Below are 17,747 nucleotides of genomic sequence, written 5' to 3'. Positions count from 1 at the left end.
CGTTATCCTCCCTGGAATTCGCGACAATCAATCGCTCACCAGGTCACGTCATCATCGCTGATACCGTGGAGAATAATGGTGCATCCGGGAGGATTCGAACCTCCGACCGCTCGGTTCGTAGCCGAGTACTCTATCCAGCTGAGCTACGGATGCATCGGGGATATTGCTTTACTGCGGTTCACGTCATCATTGCTGATAGCGTGGAGAATATGGTGCATCCGGGAGGATTATTCGGCTTCGCCTCACCCTGACGGGCCGCTGCTGAAGCAGCGTTATCCTCCCTGGAGTTCGCGATAATCATCGCTCACCAGGTCACGTCATCATTGCTGATACTGTGCAGGAAGATGGTGCATCCGGGAGGATTCGAACCTCCGACCGCTCGGTTCGTAGCCGAGTACTCTATCCAGCTGAGCTACGGATGCATCGGGGATACTGCTTTACTGCGGTTCACGTCATCATCGCTGATACCGTGGAAAAATATGGTGCATCCGGGAGGATTATTCGGCTTCGCCTCACCCTGACGGGCCGCTGCTGAAGCAGCGTTATCCTCCCTGGAATTCGCGATAATCATCGCTTACCAGGTCACGTCATCATCGCTGATACCGTGGAAAAACATGGTGCATCCGGGAGGATTCGAACCTCCGACCGCTCGGTTCGTAGCCGAGTACTCTATCCAGCTGAGCTACGGATGCATCGGGAATACTACTGTACTGCTGATATTAGTATCGCTACGAAAGCCATACTAAGTAAGAGATGGTGCATCCGGGAGGATTCGAACCTCCGACCGCTCGGTTCGTAGCCGAGTACTCTATCCAGCTGAGCTACGGATGCAAAATGGCGGTGAGGGGGGGATTCGAACCCCCGATGCAGCTTTTGACCGCATACTCCCTTAGCAGGGGAGCGCCTTCAGCCTCTCGGCCACCTCACCACACGCCTCTTACGAGTGCTTCGAAGAGCTTGTTTCATCTCATCGTCGCTGCGTGGCGCACATATTACTTTCTGGGACTTATAAGTCAAACAATTTTTCCCGACTCTGTATCGTTTGCACAATTACCGCCCAATCCGCCTGCTTTGCCAACAAAAAGGCTGTTTTATCAACGCAAATGCGCTGCGACAGGAGCATATCAAGCCAGGAAAAGAGAAACAGAAAAGCGCGTCGGAAGACGAAGAAATGAGAAGAAACGAGGAAGGAAAAGAAAAAGGGGATGCGCCTCGCCGTTATGAGCGAGACGCGACAACTCAGTAACTGGACTGTTGCGATTTTTCAGCCTGGATACGCTGGTAGATCTCTTCACGGTGTACAGATACCTCTTTGGGGGCGTTCACGCCAATACGTACCTGGTTGCCTTTTACCCCAAGAACTGTCACGGTCACCTCATCCCCAATCATGAGGGTTTCACCAACTCGACGAGTCAGAATCAGCATTCTTTGCTCCTTGAAAGATTAAAAGAGTCGGGTCTCTCTGTATCCCGGCATTATCCATCATATAACGCCAAAAAGTAAGCGATGACAAACACCTGAGGTGTAAGCAGTCACGGCATTACATTCTGTTAAACCTAAGTTTAGCCGATCCAGAAAAAATCAACCCGACTTTATCGTTATAGTTCGGGCACAGATAAAGACGCCATAACAACAATGCGTTATGGCGTCTTTACTGCCGTTTTGGTTTTACAGCTTCGCGGTTACCCAGCTTTCAACGCTGCCAAGCGCTGCAGGCAGCGCCGCGGCATCAGTGCCGCCGGCTTGCGCCATATCCGGGCGGCCGCCGCCTTTACCGCCGACCTGCTGAGCAATCATGCCCACCAGTTCGCCAGCTTTGACGCGATCCGTCACATCTTTCGATACGCCCGCGATCAGAGACACTTTCCCCTCCGCCACGGTCGCCAGCACAATTACCGAGGAGCCGAGCTGATTTTTCAGATCGTCAACCATCGTGCGCAGCATTTTCGGCTCAACGCCTGCAAGCTCGCTCACCAGCAGTTTCACGCCGTTGATGTCGACGGCTTTGCTGCTGAGGTTCGCGCTCTCCTGCGCCGCCTGCTGTTCTTTGAGCTGCTGCAGCTCTTTCTCCAGCTGACGGGTGCGCTCAACCATCGCGCGAACTTTATCGTTCAGCGTCTGGCTGTCGCTCTTCAGCAGATGAGAGAGTTCGTTCAGGCGGTCGTTCTGGGCATGAACCAGAGACAGCGCGCCTTCGCCGGTTACCGCTTCGATACGGCGCACGCCTGCGGCGGTGCCTGATTCAGAAACGATGCGGAACAGGCCGATATCACCAGTGCGCGACGCGTGGATACCGCCGCACAGCTCGGTGGAGAAATCGCCCATGCTCAGTACGCGCACGCGGTCTTCATATTTCTCGCCAAACAGCGCCATCGCACCTTTAGCTTTCGCCGCTTCAAGGTCCATGACGTTGGTTTCAATCGGCAGGTTACGGCGGATCTGCGCGTTCACCAGATCTTCCACCTTGCGGATCTCTTCCGGTTTCATCGCTTCGAAATGGGAGAAGTCGAAACGCAGGCCCTTGTCGTTGACCAGAGAACCTTTCTGCGCAACATGGGTGCCAAGCACCTGGCGCAGCGCGGCGTGCATCAGGTGCGTCGCTGAGTGGTTAAGACGGATACGGTCGCGGCGCGCATGGTCTACTTCCGCTTTAACGCCCTCGCCCACTTTCAGAACGCCGCTGGCCAGCTCGCCAATATGGCCAATCGCCTGACCATATTTCTGGGTATCGTTAACGGTGAACGTAAAGCCATTGCCTTTCAGCTCGCCTTTATCGCCAACCTGACCACCGGACTCCGCATAGAATGGCGTCTCATCCAGCACCACAACGGCCTGCTGGCCCGCAGTGACTTGCTCAACGGATTTGCCATCGACAAACAGCGCGGTGACTTTCGCAGTCAGCTCGGTCTGATCGTAGCCTTTAAATTCTGACGCGCCGTCAACGCGGATCATCGCGTTGTAATCCGCGCCGAAACCGCTGGATTCGCGCGCGCGGCGGCGCTGCTCTTCCATAGCGGCTTCAAAGCCCGGTTCGTCAACTTTAATGTTGCGCTCGCGGCAGACGTCCGCGGTCAGATCGACCGGGAAGCCATAGGTATCATACAGACGGAAAGCCGTTTCGCCGTCGAGCGTATCGCCCGTAAGCTTAGAAAGCTCTTCATCCAGCAGCGCCAGACCACGCTCCAGCGTGCGGGCAAACTGCTCTTCTTCGGTTTTCAGAACCTGTTCAACCTGCGCCTGCTGGCGTTTCAGCTCTTCGCCCGCCGCGCCCATGACGTCCACCAGCGGCCCCACCAGCTTATAGAAGAAGGTGTCTTTCGCGCCCAGCATATTGCCGTGACGAATCGCGCGGCGAATGATGCGGCGCAGCACATAGCCGCGGTTTTCGTTAGACGGAATAACGCCATCCGCGATCAGGAACGCGCAGGAGCGAATATGGTCAGCGATAACGCGCAGCGATTTGTTGCTCAGATCGGTCGCGCCGGTGACGTTCGCCACCGCCTGGATAAGCTTCTGGAACAGATCGATTTCGTAGTTGGAGTTAACGTGTTGCAGCACCGCGGCGATACGCTCAAGGCCCATACCGGTATCCACGGACGGCTTCGGCAGCGGCTCCATGGTGCCGTCAGCCTGACGGTTAAACTGCATAAACACGATGTTCCAGATCTCGATATAGCGATCGCCATCTTCTTCCGGGCTGCCCGGAGGCCCGCCCCAGATATGGTCGCCATGATCGTAGAAAATCTCGGTGCACGGACCGCACGGGCCGGTATCGCCCATCTGCCAGAAGTTGTCAGACGCGTAAGGCGCGCCTTTGTTATCGCCGATGCGGATAATGCGTTCGCGCGGGATGCCGACTTCTTTTTCCCAGATTTCGTAAGCTTCGTCATCGGTTTCGTAGACGGTCACCCACAGGCGATCTTTCGGCAGGTTAAACCACTGCGCGCCGGTCAGCAGCTCCCAGGCGTACTGGATAGCGTCATGTTTGAAGTAGTCACCGAAGCTGAAGTTGCCCAGCATTTCGAAGAAGGTGTGGTGGCGGGCGGTGTAACCGACGTTTTCCAGGTCGTTGTGCTTACCACCGGCGCGCACGCAGCGCTGCGCCGTCGTCGCGCGGGAATAATTACGCTTGTCGAGACCAAGGAACACATCCTTGAACTGGTTCATCCCGGCGTTGGTAAACAGCAAAGTCGGGTCATTATTCGGGACCAGAGAGCTACTGGCGACTACCTGGTGTCCCTTGCTATGGAAAAAGTCGAGAAACGCCTGACGGATCTCAGCGGTGCTCTTGCTCATAATTATCCTGAAATCAAGCTAACGAAATGTGTCACCCGAGTGGCGCAGCACGCTGCCGCCAGACCAGGCTAAACGGAAAAAAGTGGGAATAAGATAAGTTTTCTTTACAGGGAAGTAAAACCCCGCATGGGGTCATCACTCAAAATTTCGGTAGATCGCCTGGATATCTTCCATGTAATAGCCGCGATACAGCAAAAAGCGTTGGACTTTGGCTTTTTCGGGGAAGGTGCGCGGCAGCGGTGCGCCGAATTTACGCTCGGCCTGATCGCGGGCCTGTGCCTCCCAGTCCACCTCGCAGGCAGCGAAGGCGCTGTCGCACGCGGTTCGGGAGATGCCTTTCTGTTGCAACTCCTGACGAATGCGTTGCGGCCCGTAGCCTTTGCGGCCACGGCTGGCGATGTAGCGCTCGGCGAAACGCGCGTCATCGAGGTAATGCTGCTCATGGCACCAGGCGATCACTTTCTCGATATCTTCCGGCGTGGCCTGCGCCTGCTCATCTTCATTTTTGCCAGGCAACACGGCACCAAGCTTGCGTCTGAGCTCTTGCTCGCTGTGATCGCGCATCGCGAGTATTCGCATGGCGCGGTCAAGAAGTCGGGAGTAAGCGGAACGGCGGGGAGTGGCGTCAGTCATAGGTGTGAATAACAGTGGCGAAATTGAAGGGACAGAAAAAAGTAAGGGCTGCATCAGCAGCCCTTGAGATTAAAACTCTTCGTTGGTTTCTTCAACGCCGCCGTCGTTATCATCGACGGTGAAGTCAGGCGTAGAGTCCTGATTGTTGAGCAACATTTCGCGCAGCTTCTTCTCAATTTCGTCAGCCATCGGCTTGTTCTCTTTGAGGAAGTTGGTCGCGTTCGCTTTACCCTGACCGATCTTCTCGCCGTTGTAGCTGTACCAGGCACCCGCTTTTTCAATCAGCTTGTGCTTCACGCCAAGGTCAACCAGCTCGCCGTAGAAGTTAATACCTTCCCCGTAGAGGATCTGGAACTCAGCCTGTTTAAACGGCGCAGCGACTTTGTTTTTCACCACTTTCACGCGGGTTTCGCTACCTACCACTTCTTCGCCCTCTTTCACCGCGCCGATACGGCGGATGTCGAGACGCACAGACGCGTAGAATTTCAGCGCGTTACCGCCGGTCGTGGTTTCCGGGTTACCAAACATCACACCAATCTTCATACGGATCTGGTTGATGAAGATAAGCAGGGTATTAGAGTTTTTCAGGTTACCGGCCAGCTTACGCATCGCCTGGCTCATCATACGTGCCGCGAGGCCCATGTGAGAGTCGCCGATTTCGCCTTCGATTTCCGCTTTCGGCGTCAGGGCCGCAACGGAGTCGACAACCAGCACGTCAACCGCGCCGGAACGCGCCAGCGCGTCACAGATTTCCAGCGCCTGCTCGCCGGTGTCCGGCTGAGAGCAGAGCAGGTTATCGATATCTACGCCGAGCTTACGGGCATAGACGGGATCGAGCGCGTGCTCTGCGTCGATAAACGCACAGGTTTTACCCGCGCGCTGTGCTGCGGCAATCACCTGCAGCGTCAGCGTGGTTTTACCTGAAGATTCCGGGCCGTAAATTTCCACGATACGCCCCATCGGCAGACCGCCCGCTCCCAGCGCGATATCCAGGGAGAGAGAGCCGGTGGAGATCGTTTCCACATCCATGGTGCGATCTTCACCCAAACGCATGATGGAGCCTTTGCCGAATTGCTTTTCAATCTGGCCGAGTGCTGCCGCCAACGCCTTCTGCTTGTTTTCGTCGATAGCCATTTTTACTCCTGTCATGCAGGGTGAGCCCAATTGCGCCACGCTGCGAATTTGTTTCGTTGGTGCAATTATACTGTATGAGCATACAGTATCAAGTGTTTTGTATAAAATGTTGCCACAAGGTTTGCAGCGCAAACGCGGTCGCCTGACGGCGTACGGAATCCCGATTGCCATCAAAGCGTTGCACGCGAGCTTCGACCCTTCCCTGGTTGTCGGCAAAGCCAAACCAGACGGTGCCGACGGGCTTATCAGGGGTGCCGCCATCAGGCCCGGCGATACCGCTGACGGAGACGGCGTAAGAGGCCGCCGCCGCATTCAGCGCGCCCAGCGCCATTTGTCGCACAACGGGCTCGCTGACCGCGCCATGCGCCGCGAGCGTGGCGCCATCCACGCCGATAAGTTGTTCTTTGGCCTCATTACTGTAGGTCACGAAGCCGCGTTCAAACCAGGCGGAACTGCCGGCGATATCGGTAATGACTTTCGCCACCCAGCCGCCGGTGCAGGATTCCGCTGTCGTCACGGTCGCGCCCTGCGCCTTCAGCGCAGCGCCAAGCTGCTGACTTAACTGCATTAATTCGTTATCTGTCATGACGGCTCCGATTGTAAACGTAACCCCAAGCATCCCACAGCGATTTTTCAGCGTTGCAGGCAGTTACATCGGGTTTTACGAGGCGAATTCAAGGTTTGAGGTCAGTTTATTTCCCCGCCCGGACAGGCGGGGAAACGTCTTACTGCACCCGAGCGAGCGCCACCGCCTGGCCGAGCTGCCAGACCGCCATCGCGTAGTGCGTACTATGGTTATAGCGCGTAATGGCGTAGAAGTTAGGCAGGCCGTACCAGTACTGGTAGCCGCTGCCGATATCAAGACGCAGGAGGCTCGCTTCGGTGTGATCGCCAAGCGGCTGCTGCGGCGTTAAGCCCGCCGCTGCAAGCTGGCCGACGCTGTATTTGGTTTTAAAACCGTTCTCAAGCTGCGGCGCCTGGCCGTTGGCGGGCACCGCCACCAGATCGCCCTTCACCCAGCCGTGCTGCTGGAAGTAGTGCGCGACGCTGCCGATAGCGTCTTCCGGGTCCCACAGGTTGATATGCCCGTCGCCGTTAAAGTCGACCGCGTACTCTTTATAAGAGGACGGCATAAACTGGCCGTAGCCCATCGCGCCCGCAAACGAGCCTTTCAGCGCCAGCGGATCGTCGCCTTCATCACGCGACATCAGCAGGAAGGTTTCCAGCTCACCGGCAAAATAGTCGGCGCGGCGCGGGTAGTTAAAGGCGAGCGTCGCCAGCGCGTCGATAATACGGGTTTTCCCCATCACGCGGCCCCAGCGCGTCTCCACGCCGATGATCCCGACCACGATTTCTGGCGGCACGCCGTAAACCTGCCAGGCGCGGTTAAGCGCATCCTGATACTGGTTCCAGAACGCCACGCCGTTTTGCACGTTGTCCGGCGTAATGAATTTATTGCGATAGCGCAGCCAGGCGCCGTTCGGCCCCGGCGCAGGCTGAGTGGTCGGCGCCTGACGGTCCATCAGACGCAGCACGTAATCGAGCCTTTTGGTCTGTGAGAATACTTCTTGGAGTTGCTGACGGTTAAACCCGTGCTTGCTGACCATCATGTTGATGAAATTTTCCGCCGCCGGGTTGCCGGTGAAATCGCCGGTTGGCAGCAACATATCGTGCTGCGGCTGGAGCAGGAAGCCGCCCTGGCTTGCGCCTGCGGTCTGGGTGGTTGCAGATTGAGACTTCGGCTTGCTGCTGCAGGCGGCAAGCGCCATCATCAGCGGCAACAGGGCGACATAGCGACGCTTTAACATGAGATATCCATATGGCTGTTCAGAACGAATGGCAGTAATGGTAGATCATCCTGGGCCGAGCGAGGAAGCGCGGCGCGAGGCGCAGGCGGGAAATTTTACCGCCTGCGCGCGCCATCAGAGGACTTTGCTAAGAAAAGCCGCGGTGCGGGGGTTTTGCGGGGCGGTAAAAAGCTGCGCGGGCGGGCCTTCTTCCTGAATCACGCCGCTGTCGATAAAAATCACCCGGTCGGCGACTTCACGCGCAAATCCCATCTCATGGGTGACGATAACCATCGTCATGCCCTCTTCGGCAAGATTTTTCATCACTGCCAGCACTTCGCCAACCAGTTCCGGATCCAGCGCGGAGGTCGGTTCATCAAACAGCATGACCGATGGGTTCATCGCCAGCGCACGGGCAATCGCCACACGCTGCTGCTGACCGCCGGAGAGGCTCGCAGGCCACGCGTCACGCTTATCGCTCAGGCCCACTTTAGCCAGCAGCCCTTCGGCGAGCGTCACCGCCTGCGCGCGTTTCATGCCCTTCAGGCTCATCGGCGCCATAATGAGATTTTCCAGCACCGTCATGTGCGGAAACAGATTAAAGCGCTGAAACACCATCCCGACGCCCGCGCGCAGCTGATTTACATCGGCGTTGCGGTCATGCACGGCAAAACCGTTCACCAGGATTTCGCCCTCTTCTGCTGTTTCCAGCGCGTTCAGACAGCGTAAAAAGGTGCTTTTCCCGGAGCCGGAAGGGCCAATCACGCAGACTACTTCTTCCGGTTTGATGTCGCAGTTTATGCCGCGCAGAACGTGGCTTGCGCCGAAATGCTTATGCAGATTTTTAACGTGAATCACTTTTGCCAAACCTCTTTTCCAGCCGCGCCACCAGTTGCGATAGCAGGAAGGTAATCACCCAGTAGACCAGCGAAATGGTCAGGTAGGGCTCCCAGTATGTGGCGTAAGCGCCGGAGACGGTACGCGCCGCGTAAGCCAGATCCGCAAGACCGATGGCAGACGCGAGCGACGAGTCTTTCACAATGGCGATCGCATTGTTGCCAAGCGGCGGCAGAATGCGGCGAAACGCCTGCGGCAGAATAACTTTGCGCATGGTTTTCCACCACGGCATGCCGAGCGCGCGCGAGGCTTCCATCTGCCCGCGGTCGATAGACTGAATGCCCGCGCGGAAAATTTCAGACACGTACGCGCCCGCGTTAAGGGTGATCGCCACGATACAGGAGAGAAACGCGCCGTAATCGGAGCGCAGCATACGGGCGAATTCGCTGGTCATCAGGCCGCTTTCCACCAGCCAGCCGTCGCGTGGGTTAATAAAGAGCGGCACCAGCGCGAAGTGCACCACCATTATCTGAACAAACAGCGGCGTGCCGCGAAACGCGCTGACATAAAAGCGCACCGGGAACTGCACCAGGTAACGCAGCACATATTTCCAGGGCCCGTGCTCCGCGTGCGCCATGCGCCCCAGCCCGAGCGTTAAGCCCCACAGCGTGCCGAGGATCACGCAGATAATGGTGCATTTGATGGTCATCCAGGCGCCCTGCATAAACAGCGGGCCATACTCCTGGATTATCTCCCAATGAAATCCTGACATGTCCATTTCCGAAAAAGAGGCGGCTGACGCAGAGACGGTCAGCCGCTAAATAACAGGAAGCGAAAGCGCGCGATTACTGCGCAGGCAGCGTCGGCACGTTGTCGTCAAACCAGGCTTTGTAGATTTTCGCGTAAGTGCCGTCAGCGACGATTTTCGCGAGGCCCGCGTTGATTTTATCGCGCAGTTCGTCGTTGCCTTTCGCCACCGCGATCCCGAAATACTGACGTTCAAATTTGGCGTCCGGCACCAGTTTGAACTGTTTTTCCGGGTGCTGTTTGATGTAGTACTTCACCACGCCCACGTCGCCCACGGCGGTGCTGACGCCATCTTCAAACAGCTCCTGAAGCATCAGCGGCGTATTGTCGAAACGCTTAATGGCCGTGTTGTTTTTGCCAAGCGCGTCAGAAACCACGATATCTCCGGTGCTGGAGTTCACTACGCCGACTTTTTCATTCTTCAGCGCGGCGAGCGAATCCACTTTTGAATCTGCCGGAACGACGATGGATTGTTCTGCCGGGAAATAGGGTGCTGAGAAATCAACCATCTGCTTACGCTTATCGGTGATGGTAATGCCGGAGATGATAATGTCGCGATCGCCTGAACCGAGCGTCGCGAAAATCCCTTCCCACGGCGTGTTCACCAGCTTCACGTTGAAGTTTTCGGCTTTGGCGATGGCTTTAATGATGTCGATATCGAAGCCTTCCAGCTGTTTCTGGCTGTTTTCGAATTCAAACGGACGATAGGTGCCGCCCGCGCCGACAATATAGGTTTCCTGCGCCGCAAACGCGCTGCCCGCGAGGGCTGCCATTAATAAACCGGCCTTGAGTAAAGATTTTACCATGATCGCAACCCTCATTTTTATGCACTGAATGTGAATAAAAATACATAGATTAATCAGGTCGCGCAACAAGAATATATTCTTCACTTTCCCGCCCGCCCCGCCAGTTCTGGTAGTCAAGCGCAGCGGGTGAAATGCCGATAACGCTCAGTGGTTTTCAAATCAAGGGGCTGAAATGAAACGACATCCTGTCCAGTCGAGAACGTTTAAAAGTGCAGGCTACGATCCAACCTGTTCGATTATGGAGATTGAGTACGCCAACGGGCGCGTGGAGCAGTTTCTCGGCGTACCGGCGAAAACCTGGCAAACCTTTCTGATGAGTAACGAAAAAGAGAGCTGGTTTAACAGCAATGTCAAAAGCAGCTTTTTCAAAGTTTCCGTCAGTTGAAGCGATAAACAGAAGGCGTAAAAAAAGCGTGGCGAGCCACGCTTTTTTATTTCGCTAACAGCGAGAGATCAGAACGTTTCCCAGTTATCGCTGCCCGCAGACGTTGCCAGCGCGGGTTTTACCGGCTCCATGCGGGCAAGCGGCGCGGCACCAGTGCGTGCTGGCGTGCTAACGACGCCACGGGAGACCTTAAACGCCGCCACCGCCTGGCGCAGCTGCTCCGCCTGATCTTCCAGCGCTGCGGCTGCCGCCGCAGATTCCTGCACCAGCGCGGCGTTCTGCTGCGTGACGCTGTCCATCTGCGATACCGCAAGGCTCACCTGCTCAATACCACGGCTCTGCTCATCAGACGCCGAGGCGATTTCACCCATAATATCGGTCACGCGTGTGACCGCCTGCACGATCTCTTTCATGGTGTCGCCCGCTTCCTGTACCTGGCCGGAGCCGGTATCGACGCGGTTTACTGAATTTTCGATAAGCGCTTTGATCTCTTTCGCCGCGTTGGCGCTGCGGCTGGCAAGCGTGCGCACTTCACCCGCCACCACCGCGAAGCCGCGGCCCTGTTCGCCGGCGCGCGCCGCTTCTACGGCGGCGTTGAGCGCCAGAATGTTGGTCTGGAAGGCGATGCTGTCGATGACGCTTGTGATGTGCGCAATCTGCTGCGAGCTTTCGGCGATAGATTTCATGGTCTGCACCACGTTATCCACCACGCGCCCGCCTTTATCGGCGGTTTCAGACGCGTTTTTCGCCAGCTGCGACGCCTGACGCGCGTTATCGCTGTTCTGTTTTACGGTGGCGGTTAGCTGCTCCATACTGGCGGCGGTCTCTTCCAGCGACGCGGCTTGCTGCTCGGTACGCGCGGAGAGATCGTTGCTGCCTGCGGAGATTTCGCCCGCGCCGGTGTAGATGGATTCTGAACTGTCGCGAACCGCGGTCACGGTACCCGCCAGCGCCTGCTGCATCTCCTGAAGCGACGCGGCAAGCTGCCCCATTTCGTTACGTCCTCCCACCGCAATCTGGCGCGTTAAATCGCCGCCGGCAATCGCACGGATATGTTCCATCGCGTCGCGCAGCGGCCCCAACAGCAGATGGCGTAAGCCCTGCCAGATGGTGGCGATGGCCAGAACGACAATCACTGCGATAACGCCGAGCGTCCAGAGCATGCCGGTAAAGCTCTGCTGGTTCTCCTGGGCGGCGGCCTGCAACAGCGTGGTGTTCTGCGCGCGCCACGTGGTGTAGATCTCTTCCATCTCATCCTGCGCTTTCTGCGCGTCGAGATTGCCGTAAGCCTCATAGTTATTCGCGCTAAGATAACCAATGGACGCCTGAAGCGTGTCATGCAGCGCCTGGTATTTTTCAGCTATTTTACTGGCCGTCGCTTCATCCTGCCCTTTCAGGCGCGGCGAGTCTTTGTAGAGTGCAAAATGCTTTTCCGCTTTGCCAAGCGAGGTGGAGGCGGTCGCCAGTAGTTTGTTGATTGCCGCAAGCGACGCCGGATCGCGCTGGTTTTTCAGAAAACGGATCGCCACGCGGTTCACCGTCACGCGGGTTTTCACCAGCGTCTGAAAACTGTCGCCAAGCTGCTCCTGCTGAAAATTAAGTAAATTCGCATTCTGGAAATTATTTCTGTCATTATTGACTGCCGAATAAAAAAGGCTGCCGGTGACCATCTGCAACACCGTAAAGGTCAACAGGATAATAATAATCCCGCTAACCACTTTTATATTTTTAATCATCGTTAACTATCCCCTGAAAAAGGCGCTCGTGTGAAGCTGTTATCGGAATAACCTGCGCAAACTTTATCCATCCCACTTAAATATGAGAGCACCGCCATAATTTAAAATAAAAAGATAACCCCCCCCTTTTTCTGGCCGATAGTCAAAGTATCCCTTTCACCCCGCGAGCGTTCCAGAACGTCCCTTCCGGGTTTTAAGGAGGCACCATGAAAGAGCTAAACAGCTTCGGTCAGTATGTTGGCCAGCCCGTGACGGAGTGGACGCCGCGCGAGCTGCCGCAGAAGAAAATGTTCGCCGGGCATTTTTGTCACCTTGAGCCAGTCAGCGTGCGTCACGCGCTGGCGCTGCATCACGCCTGGCACAGCATTGACGATACGCGCGACTGGACTTATCTCACCGACGAACGCCCGCCAACCCTGACCGCGACTGAATATTATCTGCGCCGTCTGGAAGCCGCGCCGGACGCCTGGTATTTCACCGTGCTGGAGAATATCAGCGGCCAGCCCACCGGTACGCTGTGCCTGATGAATGTCGATAAAACGCACGGTGTGATTGAAATCGGCAATGTAAACTGGTCGCCCGCCATGAAAAGAACCCATTACGGTACGGAGGCTATCTATTTATTACTGGCGTATGTTTTCGAAGAATTAAAATACCGGCGCTGCGAATGGAAAACTGATGAGCTGAATACCCCCGCTATTCAGGCCGCGCAGCGTCTTGGCTTTATTTATGAAGGGACATTCCGGGAATGTCAGGTCCGAAAAGGCCGAAACAGTAATGTGAACTGGTATTCGATTGTCGAAGCCGAATGGCCGCACCACGCTAAAACGCTGCGCGCCTGGCTGCGCCCGGAAAACTTCAACGACCGTGGGCGGCAGATTAAACACCTGGAGGAGTTTAAAGACAGGTAAGATGATACGTGAGACCCGATAAAACGGGCGGCGCTATTTTATTTAGCCATTGCGCCGCCATTAAGTAAGCACTTATTCGCAGGCAGCGATAAGCTTGCTGTTTTTATCGTAAGCAACGGAGCATTTTTTAGCGGTTGCCGGAACAATCAAATTAACGGTCTGCTTCGTATTCTTATACAGGCATACAAAATAGAGCGAGGTTTTACTCTTTTTGGCCTCGTCCTGATAATCAGGCAAAGTCCAGACGGTATCGCTATCGTTATCCGGCATCAGATCAACTAACCCTTCTGGCGGCCCGACAAACAAACTGGCATCGTCTAAAACATGTGTTTTATCCTGCGCCGTCGGATATTGCGGGCATAGTGTCACAGTGGCCTGCGCGCCCGTCACGGATAAAAATAACCCGGCGCTGAGCAAAAGCGTTTTACTCCACAACATAATAATTATCTCCATTGTTTTCGGCGCGGGGCGCTTTATGAAAACGGATAATGCGTTTGCTCACAGCGTGCGGCGTCGCTACGCGTTGGCCGTTAGGCAACGTGCGATGCGTCATCCACTGATCCAGAACCACGATTCCCGACGCATCCTGCCCAAGATAAATCGCAGCATGAGAACTTCCGTCAGTATGGTTGCCATAACGACCATTGCCATCAAACGTGGCGATGGCCGTACCGGGTGCAATCGACATATTGCCTTTTACTAACGCGCCGCGTCTCCATGCGACGGTACGCGGCATATTCGCCGCTTTTTGCGTGTACGCCACACACTGACCATTACCGACAGACTGGCCGACATACGCCGAGGGCGTGTTTGCGATATATGCCATTGTATTGATATCCCTATGGTTAAGTGCCGCCATTCTGTCTCTATTGTAAAGATATGCAAATGGAGGAAAGTAAGGCGATTTGCAATTAAGATGATTCCTGGTGAAGAGTGAATTTTTAACCTTTCATCAGCAGGTTATATTCATGCAGGCAGGTCATAATGACAGCTTTTCTGAATGCTTATAGCACCCATTTTTGGTGGGGTGCTGGCGCAAGCGGCCCAGGCCTTATTCCGAAATGCAGCGTTATGGGCGATAACTCCCAGCCGCGTTTGTTTCGCACACTTGTCTTTCCCCCGGCCCCTCATTTCTTTCGCTTTAAACCACACGGGCTTTGCCTTTTGTTTGCCTGCCAAAAAGACTCCGTTATCATGCTCCCTGGATATTCAGGAAAAGCTTTGCGGCTGCGCGGTATGTAGCCCTGTTTTCCAGACCAGAGCCTGGCAACGTCCCCTTTAACCTGTATTCAGATACAGGATTTCATGAGCTGAAATGAGCCACAGTGAAATTCAATAATGAAAATTAACATCACTAACTCATTCATATTTAAGTAAATGGACATCAAAAAACGATGAGCACAAGCGAAACCTTCGACGCCCACACGCCCATGATGCAGCAGTATCTGAAGCTCAAGGCGCAGCACCCTGACATTCTGCTGTTTTATCGCATGGGCGATTTTTACGAACTCTTTTATGACGATGCGAAACGCGCGTCGCAGCTGCTGGATATTTCGCTGACCAAACGCGGCGCCTCGGCGGGCGAGCCGATCCCGATGGCGGGCGTGCCGCACCATGCTGTGGAAAACTATCTGGCGAAGCTGGTTAACCTTGGCGAATCGGTGGCGATTTGCGAGCAGATTGGCGACCCGGCCACGTCAAAAGGCCCGGTCGAGCGCAAAGTGGTGCGCATCGTTACGCCCGGCACCATCAGCGATGAAGCGCTGTTGCAGGAGCGTCAGGACAACCTGCTGGCCGCCATCTGGCAGGATAGCAAAGGCTTTGGCTACGCAACGCTGGATATCAGCTCCGGCCGTTTTCGCGTAAGCGAGCCGCAGGACCGCGAGACCATGGCGGCGGAATTGCAGCGCACCAACCCGGCGGAGCTGCTGTATGCCGAAGATTTCGCAGAGATGTCGCTGATTGAAGGCCGCCGCGGCCTGCGTCGTCGCCCGCTCTGGGAGTTTGAACTCGATACCGCGCGCCAGCAGCTTAACCTGCAATTCGGCACGCGCGATCTGGTGGGCTTTGGGGTTGAGAACGCGCCGCGCGGACTGTGCGCCGCCGGGTGTCTGTTGCAGTACGTGAAAGACACGCAGCGCACCAGCCTGCCGCATATCCGCTCCATCACCATGGAGCGCCAGCAGGACGGCATCATTATGGACGCCGCCACGCGCCGTAATCTGGAGATCACCCAGAATCTGGCGGGCGGTATGGAAAACACGCTGGCGTCGGTGCTTGACTGCACCGTCACGCCGATGGGCAGCCGCATGTTAAAACGCTGGCTGCATATGCCGGTGCGCGATGCCGCCGTGCTGCGCCACCGCCAGCAGGCCATCGCGGCGCTGATGGAATACAGCGCCGACATCCAGCCGGTGCTGCGCCAGGTAGGCGATCTGGAGCGTATTCTGGCGCGCCTGGCGCTGCGTACCGCCCGCCCGCGCGATCTGGCGCGCATGCGTCACGCCTTCCAGCAGTTGCCGACGCTCAATACGCTGCTCGGCGATATTGACGCTGAGTATGTGCAGACGCTGCGCGAGCAGATGGGCGATTTCGCTGAGCTGCGCGATCTGCTGGAGCGCGCCATTATTGAAGCGCCGCCGGTGCTGGTGCGCGACGGCGGCGTGATTGCGCCAGGCTACCATGAAGAGCTTGATGAATGGCGGGCGCTGGCCGACGGCGCAACGGATTATCTCGACCGCCTGGAGATCCGCGAGCGCGAGAAGCTCGGCATCGACACGCTCAAGGTAGGGTTCAACGCTGTACATGGCTACTTTATTCAGGTGAGCCGCGGCCAGAGCCACATGGTGCCGATTCACTATGTGCGCCGCCAGACGCTGAAAAACGCCGAGCGCTATATCATTCCTGAGCTCAAAGAGTATGAAGACAAAGTTCTGACCTCCAAAGGCAAAGCGCTGGCGCTGGAAAAACAGCTCTATGATGAGCTGTTCGATCTGCTGCTGCCGCACCTGGCGGAACTGCAAAAAAGCGCCGCCGCGCTTGCTGAACTCGACGTACTGACGAACCTTGCCGAGCGCGCCGATACGCTGAACTATCACTGCCCGACGCTGACCGACAAGCCCGGCATTCGCCTGGTGGAAGGCCGTCACCCGGTGGTGGAGCGCGTTCTGAACGAGCCGTTTATCGCCAACCCGCTGTCGCTCAGCCCGCAGCGCCGGATGCTGATCATCACCGGCCCGAACATGGGCGGTAAGAGTACTTATATGCGCCAGACGGCGCTGATTGTGCTGATGGCGTATATCGGCAGCTTCGTGCCCGCCGAGCAGGCGGAAATCGGCCCGATCGATCGCATCTTTACCCGCGTGGGCGCCGCCGACGATCTGGCTTCCGGGCGCTCGACCTTTATGGTTGAGATGACCGAAACCGCCAATATTCTGCATAACGCCACCGAACATAGCCTGGTGCTGATGGATGAGATTGGCCGCGGAACGTCAACCTATGACGGGCTGTCGCTCGCGTGGGCGTGCGCCGAGAGCCTCGCCAACCGTATTAAAGCGCTGACGCTGTTCGCCACGCACTATTTCGAGCTGACCCAGCTGCCGGAGAAGATGGAAGGCGTGGCTAACGTGCATCTGGATGCGATTGAGCATGGCGATACGATAGCGTTTATGCACAGCGTTCAGGACGGTGCCGCCAGCAAGAGCTACGGTCTGGCGGTCGCGGCGCTGGCGGGCGTGCCGAAAGAGGTGATTAAGCGCGCGCGCCAGAAGCTGCGCGAGCTGGAGAGCCTTTCCGGTAACGCGGCGGCAACGCAGGTGGACGGCACGCAGATGTCGCTGCTCGCCGCCGCCGAAGAGACCAGCCCGGCGGTAGAAGCGCTGGAGAATCTCGACCCGGATTCGCTGTCGCCGCGCCAGGCGCTGGAGTGGATCTACCGGCTTAAGAGCCTGGTGTAAGCGGCTGTGGTGGGTGCGCTTCGCTTACCCACCCTACATAATTTCAGCGCCTTTGTTTCGTAGGGTGGATGTCGTTGGTGATGGCAGGGCATGAATGGTGGGTGCGCTTCGCTTACCCACCCTACGAGAATGCCATCATGTTTGTCGTGTAGGGCGGGTAAGCGAAGCGCACCCGCCGTTCTACTTCCGCACCCACCGTTTAAACAATCGCGCCAGAGGGTTAACGCTTACCTTCCGCCAGCAGCGGCGGCACCGTTGGTACTTCCGGCGCGTTATCGATATCGGCCTGCGTCATCCGGAACGCCTCGGGGTAATGCTCGCGGCTGGTACGGCGCAGCGGCTCGGTGTCGCGCCAGGTGTACAGACAATGCTGGCACTGATACACCGTCCAGACGCCTTTCACCGGCGACGTCGCCATAATTTCGATGGTTCCATCGGCACAACGTGGACAAATCATCT

The 17,747-nt window shown here is 56.5% G+C and carries 16 protein-coding genes and 5 tRNA genes; 3 read left to right on the top strand and 18 right to left on the bottom strand.

The genetic code is table 11. The features are described from left to right. Positions 1-76: 76 nt before the first annotated feature. The 14 genes from AFK66_RS03655 to AFK66_RS03590 all read right to left on the bottom strand — a co-directional run bounded on the left by AFK66_RS03655 (position 77) and on the right by AFK66_RS03590 (position 10,300). Positions 77-153: transfer RNA gene (locus AFK66_RS03655), tRNA-Arg, on the bottom strand. 192 nt (positions 154-345) lie between these two features. Then, positions 346-422: transfer RNA gene (locus AFK66_RS03650), tRNA-Arg, on the bottom strand. Between the two features lie 193 nt (positions 423-615). Continuing rightward, positions 616-692: transfer RNA gene (locus AFK66_RS03645), tRNA-Arg, on the bottom strand. Positions 693-754: 62 nt separating this feature from the next. Next, positions 755-831, bottom strand: a tRNA-Arg gene (locus AFK66_RS03640). 4 nt (positions 832-835) lie between these two features. Then, a tRNA-Ser gene (locus AFK66_RS03635) sits at positions 836-928 on the bottom strand. A gap of 311 nt (positions 929-1,239) precedes the next feature. Then, positions 1,240-1,425, bottom strand: coding sequence for a carbon storage regulator CsrA (gene csrA / locus AFK66_RS03630; protein ID WP_000906486.1), 186 nt, complete (start codon positions 1,423-1,425; stop codon positions 1,240-1,242). A gap of 243 nt (positions 1,426-1,668) precedes the next feature. Beyond that, positions 1,669-4,296 (bottom strand): alanine--tRNA ligase, encoded by a 2,628-nt coding sequence (gene alaS / locus AFK66_RS03625; RefSeq protein WP_032972039.1) that lies wholly within the window; start codon positions 4,294-4,296, stop codon positions 1,669-1,671. A 135-nt stretch (positions 4,297-4,431) separates the two neighbouring features. After that, positions 4,432-4,929 (bottom strand): recombination regulator RecX, encoded by a 498-nt coding sequence (recX, locus tag AFK66_RS03620; protein ID WP_032968379.1) that lies wholly within the window; start codon positions 4,927-4,929, stop codon positions 4,432-4,434. Between the two features lie 69 nt (positions 4,930-4,998). Further along, positions 4,999-6,063, bottom strand: a complete 1,065-nt coding sequence (recA, locus tag AFK66_RS03615) for a recombinase RecA (RefSeq protein WP_007777662.1) — start codon at positions 6,061-6,063, stop codon at positions 4,999-5,001. Positions 6,064-6,151: 88 nt separating this feature from the next. Continuing rightward, positions 6,152-6,649: a nicotinamide-nucleotide amidase gene (gene pncC / locus AFK66_RS03610; protein ID WP_023898097.1), complete on the bottom strand. Its 498-nt coding sequence runs from the start codon at positions 6,647-6,649 to the stop codon at positions 6,152-6,154. A 139-nt stretch (positions 6,650-6,788) separates the two neighbouring features. Then, a complete protein-coding gene (gene mltB, locus AFK66_RS03605; protein ID WP_004387895.1) occupies positions 6,789-7,871 on the bottom strand; it encodes a lytic murein transglycosylase B in 1,083 nt (360 codons plus the stop codon). Between the two features lie 114 nt (positions 7,872-7,985). Then, positions 7,986-8,708, bottom strand: a complete 723-nt coding sequence (locus AFK66_RS03600; RefSeq protein WP_007777670.1) for an amino acid ABC transporter ATP-binding protein — start codon at positions 8,706-8,708, stop codon at positions 7,986-7,988. Then, the gene (locus AFK66_RS03595; RefSeq protein WP_032968382.1) at positions 8,695-9,459 is read right to left on the bottom strand and encodes an amino acid ABC transporter permease; all 765 of its coding nucleotides are present in this window, start codon (positions 9,457-9,459) and stop codon (positions 8,695-8,697) included. The genes AFK66_RS03600 and AFK66_RS03595 overlap by 14 nt, the downstream gene beginning before the upstream one ends. A 73-nt stretch (positions 9,460-9,532) precedes the next feature. Next, positions 9,533-10,300 (bottom strand): basic amino acid ABC transporter substrate-binding protein, encoded by a 768-nt coding sequence (locus tag AFK66_RS03590; protein WP_007777675.1) that lies wholly within the window; start codon positions 10,298-10,300, stop codon positions 9,533-9,535. Positions 10,301-10,472: 172 nt separating this feature from the next. Between AFK66_RS03590 and AFK66_RS03585 the strand changes: the two genes are divergently transcribed. Further along, positions 10,473-10,685 carry a KTSC domain-containing protein gene (locus tag AFK66_RS03585; RefSeq protein ID WP_007870378.1) on the top strand — a complete coding sequence of 71 codons (213 nt, stop codon included), beginning with the start codon at positions 10,473-10,475 and terminating at the stop codon, positions 10,683-10,685. A 68-nt stretch (positions 10,686-10,753) separates the two neighbouring features. Here the strand turns inward: AFK66_RS03585 and tcp are convergent, their stop codons facing one another. Further along, complete coding sequence (gene tcp, locus AFK66_RS03580) at positions 10,754-12,421, bottom strand: methyl-accepting chemotaxis citrate transducer (protein ID WP_007777677.1); 1,668 nt, start codon at positions 12,419-12,421, stop codon at positions 10,754-10,756. Positions 12,422-12,627: 206 nt separating this feature from the next. Between tcp and AFK66_RS03575 the strand changes: the two genes are divergently transcribed. Further along, positions 12,628-13,332, top strand: a complete 705-nt coding sequence (locus AFK66_RS03575) for a GNAT family N-acetyltransferase (RefSeq protein ID WP_007777679.1) — start codon at positions 12,628-12,630, stop codon at positions 13,330-13,332. A 72-nt stretch (positions 13,333-13,404) separates the two neighbouring features. Here AFK66_RS03575 and AFK66_RS03570 read toward each other — a convergent pair whose 3' ends face one another. After that, positions 13,405-13,770: an STY0301 family protein gene (locus AFK66_RS03570; RefSeq protein ID WP_007777680.1), complete on the bottom strand. Its 366-nt coding sequence runs from the start codon at positions 13,768-13,770 to the stop codon at positions 13,405-13,407. Next, positions 13,757-14,158, bottom strand: a complete 402-nt coding sequence (locus tag AFK66_RS03565; protein WP_007777681.1) for a BPSL0067 family protein — start codon at positions 14,156-14,158, stop codon at positions 13,757-13,759. The genes AFK66_RS03570 and AFK66_RS03565 overlap by 14 nt, the downstream gene beginning before the upstream one ends. 568 nt (positions 14,159-14,726) lie before the next feature. Here AFK66_RS03565 and mutS point away from each other — a divergent pair. Continuing rightward, positions 14,727-17,288 carry a DNA mismatch repair protein MutS gene (gene mutS, locus AFK66_RS03560; protein ID WP_032983231.1) on the top strand — a complete coding sequence of 854 codons (2,562 nt, stop codon included), beginning with the start codon at positions 14,727-14,729 and terminating at the stop codon, positions 17,286-17,288. 220 nt (positions 17,289-17,508) lie between these two features. Here mutS and AFK66_RS03555 read toward each other — a convergent pair whose 3' ends face one another. After that, positions 17,509-17,745, bottom strand: coding sequence for a non-oxidative hydroxyarylic acid decarboxylases subunit D (locus AFK66_RS03555; RefSeq protein ID WP_032983230.1), 237 nt, complete (start codon positions 17,743-17,745; stop codon positions 17,509-17,511). Positions 17,746-17,747: the final 2 nt, after the last annotated feature.

The organism is Cronobacter malonaticus LMG 23826, assembly GCF_001277215.2.
Classification (GTDB): Bacteria; Pseudomonadota; Gammaproteobacteria; order Enterobacterales; family Enterobacteriaceae; genus Cronobacter; species Cronobacter malonaticus.
The sequence above is the reverse complement of the archived record's forward strand: the minus strand, read 5'-3'. Positions and strand labels throughout refer to the sequence as shown.